The sequence below is a fragment of the Shigella sp. SIG3 genome, assembly GCF_053555855.1.
In genome coordinates, this window is record NZ_JBQZXE010000129.1 from 1 (window position 1) to 9,527 (window position 9,527).

A 9,527-nucleotide genomic window follows, 5' to 3' on the forward strand; every position below is an offset into this window, starting at 1 on the left:
ACAACATAACATCTTATTGGATTAGATATGTTAACAATTAATTATTCTTAATATATCAATAAAGTATATATTACTCTCTTTACTATCTGTTTTTATTGCGGTAGCGATACTAATAACAAAATTCGGAATTTATTTAGATGCTGGAATTAGAAAAAGGGATGACGGCTTTCTCACCTTACCCTGAAGTTTCACGAAAGTGTGTAAGGAAGTATGCAATCTAACTGGAGATTTCTGATGATCTAGTCGCTTAGAGCGACAATGAAGGTGACCGCATCCTGGGTAGCCCTATGAAAGGATACTATTGAAACGTGATGCTAAAACAGTGATGAAATGAATAATACGATGGAAACGTCTTCCATGTTAATTATCATGGAAGACGTTGATGTTGAACACCTAAACCAGCCCCCTGATACGAGGCTGGCTTAAGCGCGCAGGCAATCAGTAAAAATCACCGGTTGCCTTTTCGGCCTGATCCATCCACACCGGTTTATCGCTGGTTTTCGACCAGACGCGGTGCAGGTAGCTGTAAAAGCGGGCGCGGTCTTTCCAGAAAAACATGAAAGGCAGCGCCAGAACGCCCGCTGCAACCGCATATGTACGGCGTAAAAAGATAAGCCATGCAGGATATTCTCTGTAGAGTTCCATACTTTTCTCCCCCTTTTGTATCTACCCGGTGAATAGCACCGGAAAAATGAATTTGTTTATCTGATGAAAATAGTACCGCCTTTTGTGTAATTTTACCACTCATCCGACCACTTATTTTTGCTTATTGATGGTTTATTTACATTCACACTGTAATTAAATTACACAAAAGTTAAATTAATACTAACCATCAGTTAAATCATGGCCTTTGCCATTTTTATACTTTTTTTACACCCCGTCCGCAGATTTTTGCGAAATCTTTGCAGCCAGAATTCTACTCTTCCGGTATCACTTTTAGGCTACTGGAGGTGCACTGTGAGTGCAGGCGTGATAGCCGGCGTGTTGCTGGTGTTTTTATTACTGGGTTATTTGGTTTATGCCCTGATCAATGCGGAGGCGTTCTGATGGCTGCGCAAGGGTTCTTACTGATTGCCACGTTTTTACTGGTATTAATGGTGCTGGCGCGTCCTTTAGGCAGCGGGCTGGCGCGGCTGATTAATGACATTCCTCTTCCAGGTACAGCGGGCGTTGAACGTATACTCTTTCGTTTACCTGGCGTCTCTGACCATGAGATGAACTGGAAGCAATATCTTTGTGCCATTCTCGGCCTGAACATGCTGGGGCTGGCGGTGCTGTTTTTTATGTTGCTCGGTCAGCACTATCTGCCGCTTAATCCATAGCAGTTGCCGGGGCTGTCGTGGGATCTGGCGCTGAATACCGCCGTCAGCTTTGTCACGAATACCAACTGGCAATCTTATAGCGGTGAAACCACGTTGAGCTATTTCAGCCAGATGGCAGGCTTAACGGTACAAAACTTTCTTTCTGCCGCCAGCGGGATTGCGGTGATTTTTGCCTTCATCCGTGCGTTTACTCGCCAGAGCATGAGCACACTCGGGAATGCCTGGGTCGATCTGCTACGCATCACGTTATGGGTGCTAGTCCCTGTGGCGTTGTTAATCGCACTGTTTTTTATTCAACAAGGTGCGCTGCAAAACTTTCTGCCCTATCAGGCAGTGAATACCGTTGAAGGAGCGCAACAGCTGTTACCCATGGGACCAGTAGCTTCTCAGGAAGCGATCAAGATGCTCGGTACTAACGGCGGTGGCTTCTTTAATGCCAACTCGTCGCATCCGTTTGAAAACCCAACCGCACTGACCAACTTCGTGCAGATGCTGGCGATCTTCTTGATCCCAACAGCGCTGTGCTTTGCCTTTGGTGAAGTGACGGGCGATCGCCGCCAGGGGCGCATGTTGCTGTGGGCGATGTCAGTGATTTTTGTCATCTGCGTAGGCGTGGTTATGTGGGCAGAAGTTCAGGGTAATCCTCATCTGCTGGCGCTCGGCGCAGACAGCAGCATCAATATGGAAGGTAAAGAGAGCCGTTTCGGCGTGCTGGTCAGTAGCCTGTTTGCGGTCGTGACTACGGCGGCGTCCTGTGGCGCGGTGATTGCGATGCATGATTCGTTTACCGCTCTCGGCGGCATGGTGCCGATGTGGCTAATGCAAATTGGTGAAGTGGTGTTCGGCGGTGTCGGTTCTGGTCTTTACGGCATGATGCTGTTTGTCCTGCTGGCGGTGTTTATTGCCGGGCTGATGATTGGTCGTACACCGGAATATCTGGGTAAAAAAATCGACGTACGCGAGATGAAACTGACTGCACTGGCGATTCTGGTTACTCCAACACTGGTACTGATGGGCGCGGCGTTGGCGATGATGACCGACGCCGGACGTAGCGCCATACTTAACCCTAGCCCGCATGGTTTTAGCGAAGTGCTGTACGCCGTGTCGTCCGCCGCTAACAACAACGGCAGCGCCTTTGCCGGATTAAGCGCCAACTCTCCGTTCTGGAACTGTTTACTGGCGTTCTGCATGTTTGTCGGTCGCTCCGGGGTGATTATCCCGGTGATGGCAATTGCCGGTTCGCTGGTGAGTAAAAAGAGCCAACCCGCCAGCTCCGGCACGCTGCCAACGCACGGCCCGCTGTTTGTTGGCCTGTTAATCGGCACCGTGTTGCTGGTTGGCGCACTGACCTTTATCCCTGCCCTGGCGCTTGGTCCGGTGGCGGAATATCTCTCCTGATGATATTGAGTGAGCACTGAATATGAGTCGTAAACAACTGGCGCTATTCGAACCAACACTTGTCGTTCAGGCGCTGAAAGAAGCGGTGAAAAAATTAAACCCGCAGGCGCAATGGCGCAATCCGGTGATGTTTATCGTCTGGATCGGCAGTCTGCTGACCACCTGTATTAGCATCGCGATGGCAAGCGGTGCGATGCCTGGCAATGCGCTGTTTAGCGCGGCAATTAGCGGCTGGCTGTGGGTCACCGTACTGTTCGCTAATTTCGCCGAGGCGCTGGCAGAAGGCCGCAGTAAAGCGCAGGCCAACAGTCTTAAAGGGGTGAAAAAAACTGCCTTTGCCCGCAAGCTGCGTGAGCCGAAATATGGCGCTGCGGCGGACAAAGTTCCTGCCGATCAACTGCGTAAAGGTGACATCGTGCTGGTAGAAGCTGGCGATATTATCCCCTGCGATGGTGAAGTCATTGAAGGCGGCGCATCGGTCGATGAAAGCGCCATCACCGGGGAATCGGCACCGGTGATCCGTGAATCCGGCGGCGATTTTGCCTCCGTCACCGGCGGCACGCGTATTCTTTCTGACTGGCTGGTGATTGAGTGTAGCGTTAACCCCGGTGAGACATTTCTGGATCGGATGATCGCGATGGTGGAAGGCGCACAGCGACGCAAAACACCGAACGAGATTGCCCTGACTATCCTGCTGATTGCTCTGACCATCGTCTTTTTACTGGCAACCGCCACGCTGTGGCCGTTTTCCGCGTGGGGCGGTAATGCCGTGAGTGTAACGGTACTGGTGGCGCTGCTGGTCTGTCTGATCCCAACCACTATTGGTGGCCTGTTGTCAGCGATCGGCGTCGCCGGGATGAGTCGGATGCTGGGCGCGAATGTGATTGCCACCAGCGGACGTGCAGTTGAAGCGGCAGGTGACGTTGACGTTCTGCTACTGGATAAAACCGGCACCATCACACTCGGTAACCGTCAGGCGTCGGAGTTTATCCCCGCGCAGGGCGTGGATGAAAAAACGCTGGCTGACGCCGCACAACTGGCTTCGCTGGCTGATGAAACGCCGGAAGGTCGCAGTATTGTGATCCTCGCCAAGCAACGTTTTAACCTGCGCGAGCGCGATGTGCAGTCGCTCCATGCCACCTTTGTACCGTTTACTGCGCAAAGCCGGATGAGCGGGATCAACATCGACAACCGCATGATCCGTAAAGGTTCTGTCGATGCCATTCGCCGCCATATTGAGGCTAACGGCGGTCACTTCCCTGCCGATGTTGATCAAAAAGTCGATCAGGTTGCGCGTCAAGGAGCCACGCCGCTGGTGGTGGTGGAAGGTTCTCGTGTGCTGGGCGTTATTGCGCTGAAAGATATCGTCAAAGGCGGTATTAAAGAGCGCTTCGCCCAGCTGCGCAAATGGGCATTAAAACGGTGATGATTACCGGCGATAACCGTCTGACTGCCGCCGCGATAGCTGCGGAAGCGGGTGTCGATGATTTTCTCGCCGAAGCGACACCGGAGGCCAAGCTGGCATTGATCCGTCAGTATCAGGCGGAAGGTCGTTTGGTAGCGATGACCGGCGACAGCACCAACGATGCTCCGGCGCTGGCGCAGGCAGATGTCGCGGTGGCGATGAACTCCGGCACCCAGGCGGCGAAAGAGGCGGGCAATATGGTGGATCTCGACTCTAACCCGACCAAGTTGATCGAGGTGGTGCACATTGGCAAACAGATGCTGATGACCCGTGGCTCGCTGACCACCTTCAGCATTGCCAACGATGTGGCGAAATACTTCACCATTATTCCGGCGGCGTTCGCGGCAACATATCCGCAGTTAAATGCGCTGAACATCATGCGCCTGCATTCGCCCGACTCCGCCATTCTCAGTGCGGTCATTTTCAACGCCTTGATTATCGTCTTTTTGATTCCTCTGGCGTTAAAAGGCGTGAGTTATAAACCGCTTACCGCTTCTGCCATGTTGCGCCGTAACTTATGGATTTACGGTCTGGGTGGGCTGCTGGTGCCGTTTATTGGTATCAAAGTCATTGATTTACTGCTAACCGTTTGTAGTCTGGTGTGAGGTTTACCATGAGTGGATTACGTCCGGCATTATCGACATTTCTCTTTCTGTTATTGATTACTGGCGGCGTTTACCCGCTGCTGACCACCGCACTGGGGCAATGGTGGTATCCCTGGCAGGCCAACGGTTCGTTGATTCGTGAAGGTGATACGGTGCGCGGTTCGGCATTAATCGGGCAAAATTTTACCGGCAACGGCTATTTTCATGGTCGCCCGTCGGCAACAGCAGAAATGCCCTATAATCCACAGGCTTCTGGCGGGAGCAATCTGGCAGTCAGTAACCCGGAGCTGGATAAACAGATAGCCGCACGCGTTGCCGCATTACGGGCCGCTAACCCGGACGCCAGCACGAACGTTCCGGTTGAACTGGTGACGGCGTCGGCAAGCGGACTGGACAATAACATCACCCCGCAAGCGGTGGCCTGGCAGATCCCACGCATCGCAAAAGCGCGTAATCTCAGCGTTGAACAGCTCACGCAGCTGATCGCAAAATACAGCCAACAACCGCTGGTGAAATATATCGGCCAGCCGGTCGTCAACATTGTCGAACTCAATCTGGCACTGGATAAGCTTGATGAATAACGAACCCTTACGTCCCGACCCCGACCGTCTGCTGGAACAAACTGCCGCGCCGCATCGGGGGAAGCTGAAAGTTTTCTTCAGTGCCTGTGCAGGCGTCGGGAAGACCTGGGCGATGCTGGCAGAAGCCCAGCGACTGCGGGCGCAAGGGCTGGATATTGTGGTTGGTGTGGTAGAAACCCATGGGCGGAAAGATACCGCCGCCATGCTTGAAGGGCTGGCTATTCTGCCTCTGAAACGCCAGGCGTACCGTGGGCGGCATATCAGCGAGTTTGATCTCGATGCCGCCCTCGCCCGCCGTCCGGCGCTGATCTTAATGGACGAACTGGCGCACAGTAATGCGCCAGGTTCTCGTCATCCTAAACGCTGGCAGGATATCGAAGAACTGCTGGAAGCTGGCATTGATGTTTTCACAACCGTCAACGTTCAGCATCTGGAAAGTCTGAATGATGTGGTCAGCGGCGTCACCGGAATTCAGGTACGGGAAACCGTGCCCGATCCTTTTTTCGATGCCGCCGACGACGTGGTGCTGGTGGACTTGCCCCCGGACGATCTGCGCCAGCGGCTGAAAGAAGGCAACGTCTATATTGCCGGGCAGGCGGAGCGCGCCATTGAACATTTTTTCCGCAAAGGCAATCTGATCGCCCTGCGCGAACTGGCACTGCGCCGTACTGCCGATCGCGTTGATGAGCAAATGCGCGCCTGGCGGGGGCATCCTGGCGAAGAGAAAGTCTGGCACACGCGCGACGCGATCCTTTTATGCATCGGCCATAACACCGGCAGCGAAAACTGGTCCGCGCGGCGGCGCGGCTGGCGTCACGGCTGGGGAGCGTCTGGCACGCGGTGTATGTTGAACCCCCTGCCCTGCATCGCTTACCGGAGAAAAAACGTCGGGCAATTCTCAGCGCCTTACGTCTGGCGCAGGAGCTGGGCGCGGAGACGGCAACACTTTCTGATCCAGCAGAAGAGAAAGCGGTAGTGCGTTATGCCCGTGAACATAATCTCGGCAAGATTATTCTCGGTCGCCCAGCCTCGCGCCGCTGGTGGCGTCGGGAAACATTTGCTGACCGACTGGCGCGCATCGCCCCCGATCTCGATCAGGTGCTGGTCGCGCTTGATGAACCACCCGCCCGCACGATTAACAACGCGCCGGATAGCCGCTCATTTAAAGACAAGTGGCGGGTACAGATTCAGGGATGCGTGGTTGCCGCCGCGTTATGCGCCGTTATCACCTTAATTGCCATGCAGTGGCTGATGGCGTTTGATGCCGCCAACCTGGTGATGCTGTATCTGCTTGGCGTGGTGGTGGCGCTATTTTATGGACGCTGGCCTTCGGTGGTTGCCACCGTCATTAATGTGGTGAGTTTCGATCTCTTTTTTATCGCCCCACGCGGCACGCTCGCCGTCTCTGATGTGCAATATCTGCTGACCTTCGCGGTGATGTTAACCGTCGGGCTGGTGATCGGGAACCTTACTGCTGGCGTGCGTTATCAGGCGCGGGTAGCCCGTTACCGCGAGCAACGCACACGGCACTTATATGAAATGTCGAAAGCTCTGGCGGTGGGCCGCAGTCCGCAGGACATCGCCGCCACCAGCGAACAATTTATTGCCTCTACGTTTCATGCCCGCAGTCAGGTGTTGTTGCCCGATGACAACGGTAAATTGCAGCCGTTAACACATCCGCAAGGAATGACGCCATGGGACGATGCCATCGCGCAGTGGAGTTTTGATAAAGGCCTGCCTGCGGGCGCGGGCACCGACACGTTACCCGGTGTACCGTACCAGATTTTGCCGCTAAAAAGCGGCGAGAAAACCTACGGCTGGTGGTGGTGGAGCCGGGGAATCTGCGCCAGTTGATGATCCCGGAACAGCAGCGCCTGCTGGAGACTTTTACGCTGTTAGTCGCCAATGCCCTTGAGCGGCTGACGCTAACCGCCAGCGAAGAACAGGCGCGGATGGCAAGCGAACGTGAACAGATCCGCAACGCCCTGCTGGCAGCGCTTTCGCATGATTTACGCACGCCGCTTACGGTGCTGTTTGGTCAGGCAGAAATCTTAACGCTCGATCTGGCAAGCGAAGGATCACCCCACGCCCGCCAGGCCAGCGAGATTCGTCAGCATGTGCTGAACACTACCCGACTGGTGAATAATCTACTGGATATGGCGCGAATTCAGTCCGGCGGCTTTAATTTGAAGAAAGAGTGGTTAACGCTGGAAGAAGTAGTCGGCAGCGCGCTGCAAATGCTGGAACCGGGTTTATCGTCGCCCATCAATCTTTCTCTGCCAGAACCGCTGACCTTAATCCACGTTGACGGGCCACTCTTTGAACGGGTGCTGATTAATCTGCTGGAGAACGCGGTGAAATATGCGGGTGCGCAGGCCGAAATTGGTATCGATGCCCACGTTGAGGGCGAAAATCTACAACTGGATGTCTGGGATAACGGCCCCGGTCTTCCGCCAGGCCAGGAGCAGACGATATTTGATAAGTTTGCTCGCGGGAATAAAGAGTCGGCGGTGCCGGGTGTCGGGCTTGGGTTGGCAATTTGTCGGGCGATTGTGGATGTACACGGCGGCACCATTACCGCGTTCAACCGACCGGAAGGTGGTGCCTGTTTTCGTGTTACACTTCCCCAGCAAACCGCTCCTGAACTTGAAGACTTTCATGAGGATATGTGACAAACGTTCTGATTGTTGAAGATGAACAGGCTATTCGTAGCTTTCTGCGCACGGCGCTGGAGGGCGACGGGATGCGCGTCTTTGAGGCCGAAACTCTGCAACGCGGCTTGCTGGAAGCGGCAACCCGTAAGCCAGATTTGATTATTCTCGATCTCGGCCTGCCCGATGGTGATGGGATTGAGTTTATCCGCGACCTGCGCCAGTGGAGCCCGGTGCCGGTGATTGTGCTTTCCGCACGCAGCGAAGAGAGCGACAAGATCGCCGCGCTGGATGCCGGAGCGGATGATTATCTGAGTAAGCCGTTTGGCATTGGCGAATTGCAGGCCCGTCTGCGCGTCGCTTTACGCCGCCACTCCGCCACCGCCGCGCCCGATCCGCTGGTGAAATTTTCCGATGTTACCGTCGATTTAGCCGCCCGCGTGATTCACCGGGGTGAGGAAGAGGTGCATCTCACACCAATTGAGTTCCGCCTGCTAGCGGTGCTGCTCAACAATGCCGGAAAAGTACTCACCCAGCGCCAGCTCCTTAACCAGGTGTGGGGGCCAAACGCGGTCGAACACAGTCACTATTTGCGTATTTATATGGGACATCTGCGACAAAAACTGGAACAGGATCCGGCCCGGCCTCGCCACTTCATTACTGAAACCGGTATTGGGTATCGGTTTATGCTTTGAATTGTTATTCAATAAATTCGCTTAAATAGTGATTAATTTATTATTAAACCTGCGCCGAATATTATTATTTGGCAGGTTTAATTTCTTAACGCAAATATAAAACACGAAATTACAACATTTAAGTAACAAAACAGCATCTAATATGGCGATATTCATAATTAATGATTTATTATCTGGGGTATGATCGTTTTTTGTTGATCTTCTTCACAGATTATAGCCATTTCATGGATAGAATAACTCTACCTTCAACTGACACAGCAAGCGGTAAAGGTAAATGGAAAATAATAACCGCTTAATGCCTCATATAAGGCGGACAACCCATATCATGAAGTTTGCCCATCGTAATAGTTTTGACTTTCATTTCTTTAATGCCCGCTAGTCTTCTGACTAAAGGGCACCCCAACGTACAGGTCTCCCTGACTTTAAGCATTACAGGTTAATACCTGTATTCCTCGGTGCTCATATACTGCTAACCCTTTTAAACTCTAAATAATTCGAGTCGCAGCACTTGCAACTTGAGGTATGACGAGTATAGCCAGTTACCGGGCTGGTCTGGGTTATTGCATCTGCAAAAAGCAAACTACTGATTTATTTATCAGCGGTGGAGCTTTGCTTTTTTTCCGGCGTGATCGATTTCTCCTTTGAGAAATTGAGGACCTGCTATTACCTGAAATAAAGAGATGAATAAAATGTCAGAATTAAAAATTGCCGTTAGCCGTTCTTGCCCGGATTGTTTTTCCACTCATCGTGCATGCGTGAATATTGACGAAAGTAATTATATTGACGTTGCCGCCATTATTTTATCAGTCA

At 52.8% G+C, this 9,527-nt stretch carries 7 protein-coding genes and 3 pseudogenes; 9 read left to right on the top strand and 1 reads right to left on the bottom strand.

Translation table 11 applies throughout. The features are described from left to right. Nucleotides 1-438 precede the first annotated feature (438 nt). On the bottom strand, nt 439-645 hold the full coding sequence (locus ACUU1I_RS17485; protein WP_000424921.1) for a YbfA family protein: 207 nt from the start codon (nt 643-645) through the stop codon (nt 439-441). 312 nt (nt 646-957) lie between these two features. Between ACUU1I_RS17485 and kdpF the strand changes: the two genes are divergently transcribed. The 9 genes and pseudogenes from kdpF to ACUU1I_RS17530 all read left to right on the top strand — a co-directional run. Beyond that, complete coding sequence (gene kdpF, locus ACUU1I_RS17490; protein WP_001365534.1) at nt 958-1,047, top strand: K(+)-transporting ATPase subunit F; 90 nt, start codon at nt 958-960, stop codon at nt 1,045-1,047. Next, nucleotides 1,047-2,720, top strand: a pseudogene (gene kdpA / locus ACUU1I_RS17495) (potassium-transporting ATPase subunit KdpA). Before kdpF ends, kdpA begins: the two are co-directional and overlap by 1 nt. 22 nt (nt 2,721-2,742) lie before the next feature. Beyond that, nucleotides 2,743-4,493, top strand: a pseudogene (gene kdpB / locus ACUU1I_RS17500) (potassium-transporting ATPase subunit KdpB); the annotation flags it as partial. Between the two features lie 305 nt (nt 4,494-4,798). Further along, on the top strand, nt 4,799-5,371 hold the full coding sequence (gene kdpC / locus ACUU1I_RS17505) for a K(+)-transporting ATPase subunit C (RefSeq protein ID WP_000016102.1): 573 nt from the start codon (nt 4,799-4,801) through the stop codon (nt 5,369-5,371). Next, a pseudogene (kdpD, locus tag ACUU1I_RS17510) lies at nt 5,364-8,043 on the top strand (two-component system sensor histidine kinase KdpD). Before kdpC ends, kdpD begins: the two are co-directional and overlap by 8 nt. Continuing rightward, the gene (gene kdpE, locus ACUU1I_RS17515; RefSeq protein WP_000186112.1) at nt 8,040-8,717 is read left to right on the top strand and encodes a two-component system response regulator KdpE; all 678 of its coding nucleotides are present in this window, start codon (nt 8,040-8,042) and stop codon (nt 8,715-8,717) included. The pseudogene kdpD and the gene kdpE overlap by 4 nt, the downstream one beginning before the upstream one ends. A gap of 161 nt (nt 8,718-8,878) precedes the next feature. Beyond that, the gene (locus tag ACUU1I_RS17520; protein WP_005049430.1) at nt 8,879-9,013 is read left to right on the top strand and encodes a hypothetical protein; all 135 of its coding nucleotides are present in this window, start codon (nt 8,879-8,881) and stop codon (nt 9,011-9,013) included. Next, a complete protein-coding gene (gene speFL / locus ACUU1I_RS17525; RefSeq protein WP_001312672.1) occupies nt 8,992-9,096 on the top strand; it encodes a leader peptide SpeFL in 105 nt (34 codons plus the stop codon). The genes ACUU1I_RS17520 and speFL overlap by 22 nt, the downstream gene beginning before the upstream one ends. A gap of 310 nt (nt 9,097-9,406) precedes the next feature. Next, on the top strand, nt 9,407-9,527 hold a 121-nt coding region (locus ACUU1I_RS17530; RefSeq protein WP_223724680.1), incomplete at its 3' end, for an ornithine decarboxylase.

Bases quoted from the DNA above. Each gene is read 5' to 3' on its own strand.
- ACUU1I_RS17520 (WP_005049430.1), top strand. From the start codon at position 8,879: ATGATTTATTATCTGGGGTATGATCGTTTTTTGTTGATCTTCTTCACA.
- ACUU1I_RS17485 (WP_000424921.1), bottom strand. From the start codon at position 645: ATGGAACTCTACAGAGAATATCCTGCATGGCTTATCTTTTTACGCCGT.
- kdpC (WP_000016102.1), top strand. From the start codon at position 4,799: ATGAGTGGATTACGTCCGGCATTATCGACATTTCTCTTTCTGTTATTG.
- speFL (WP_001312672.1), top strand. From the start codon at position 8,992: ATGGAAAATAATAACCGCTTAATGCCTCATATAAGGCGGACAACCCAT.